3 protein-coding genes are annotated in these 1,703 nt (G+C 49.0%); all 3 read left to right on the plus strand.

Going from position 1 to position 1,703, the window contains the following annotated elements; translation table 11 throughout:
• Positions 1–675 (plus strand): hypothetical protein (locus D6694_03770; GenBank protein ID RMH46180.1); only part of this gene is annotated, 675 nt, incomplete at its 5' end.
• Positions 344–1,522 (plus strand): glycosyltransferase family 25 protein, encoded by a 1,179-nt coding sequence (locus D6694_03775; GenBank protein RMH46182.1) that lies wholly within the window; start codon positions 344–346, stop codon positions 1,520–1,522. The genes D6694_03770 and D6694_03775, both read left to right, overlap by 332 nt.
• Positions 1,523–1,534: 12 nt before the next feature.
• Positions 1,535–1,703: hypothetical protein (locus D6694_03780; GenBank protein ID RMH46181.1), on the plus strand; the 169-nt coding region annotated here is incomplete at its 3' end.

The raw sequence follows: 1,703 nt of genomic DNA on the forward strand, positions 1-1,703 counted from the left end.
CCCGACCCGGACCGTGTCCTGGCGCAAAAAACCGACTTTTGCGCCTATGTCATGTCCAACACCCGTGACAGCGCCCCGGAACGGGAACAGATTTTCGACCTGCTTTGCCGATACAAGCAGGTGAATTCCGGCGGGGCCTGGCGCAATAACGTCGGCGGCCGGGTGAAGGACAAACTGGCTTTTCAGAGTCGGCACAAGTTCGTCATCGCCTTTGAAAACAGCTCCTGGCCCGGATATCTGACGGAAAAATTCGCCCAGGCGGCCGCCGCCAACGCTGTTCCCATCTATTGGGGCGACCCGGGCATCGACAAGATTTTCAATCCCGAAGCCTTTATCAACTGCCATGCCTGCAGGTCTCTGGAAGAGGTCGTGGATCTCGTGCGCGAAATCGACAGCGACGAGGAACGCTACAGGGCCATGCTGGCAGCACCCTGGTTTCGGAACGGCCAGGAACCTGAGTGCCTCAGGGCCAAGACCTACGCAAGTTTTCTGGCCAACATCCTCGATCAACCCCGCGAACAGGCCTACCGGCGCAACCGCAGCCGCTGGAGCAGGAAACGGGAACGCCAGCTCTACGACATGGCACATCGCCCCTGGATGCAGGCTTATCGAATTTTTAAACGAGGCTGGCGCCAATTATGGCATCAGTTCATTCCCAGACGAAGGAAATATTAACAAAATGACAGGACATAAAAATTTCAAGGTTTTTGTTATTACTCTACCCTACGCTGTAGAAAGACAAAAGACAATTAGTAAAGAACTAGCTGAATTGGGATTAAAATTTGAATTTATCGAAGGTATTGATGGGCGCAAACTAAATCCTGCCACGCATCCCAATTACGCACCTTTAAAAAGAAGGCTTTTCTACGGCCGTGACCTATCTGCAGGCGAACTTGGATGTCTATTGGCTCATAGGAAAATCTATGAGCTCATATTAAAAGAAAAAATAAAATACGCACTCATTCTAGAAGATGATGCGCTACCACAAATTTTTCTACCTGATGTCTTACATGAACTGTCAAAACTTGCTTCAACATGGGATGTAATTAGGTTCATGGGAAGAACAAAGAATTACAATTCTTCCAAAAACATATTTAAAATTCCAAACACAAACTGTTATCTTGCCTACCAGTTCGGAATACCTGGTGGTGCTCATGCTTACTGCATAAACTTCGAAGCCGCCCGGAAGCTCTATGAGGCAACTGAAAAATCATGGCTTGCGATAGACACCTTGCAAGGAGCAACCTGGATTACGGGTCTTCGTACTTTTGCAGTAAACCCCTCACCCGTACTTCCGAACGAAACAACACCATCTTTAATCGACGCTCAAGACAACAGTCTACGCTGGGACAAAACTGTCAAGCTGAACGGCTGGATGCGCCTCGCCTATCCAATTACACGTGGAGCCTGGAAGCTTTTCTTGAACTGCTGGAATCAATGCGTGAAAGCAAAAACCCTGATAAACTCCCAAAGATTGTCCCGGCAACTCAGCTGCTCCACCAAAAGCACCTCACATGAATAAAAGGTCATGTCCATGAACTTTCAGGCCTATGTCATCAATCTTGAACATGCCACCCAACGCTGGGATCACATGCGGCACCAGTTAGAAACGCTGCAGATACCTTTCCAGCGTATTGAAGGGGTCTATGGGGATAAACTACAGGAACCAATCCGGGGGTATGACCGGTGGCGCTACCACATCC

Source organism: Gammaproteobacteria bacterium, from assembly GCA_003696665.1.
GTDB lineage: Bacteria > Pseudomonadota > Gammaproteobacteria > Enterobacterales.

Excerpts from the sequence above, each read along its gene's own strand:
- D6694_03775 (RMH46182.1), top strand. The coding sequence starts at position 344 with ATGCCTGCAGGTCTCTGGAAGAGGTCGTGGATCTCGTGCGCGAAATCG.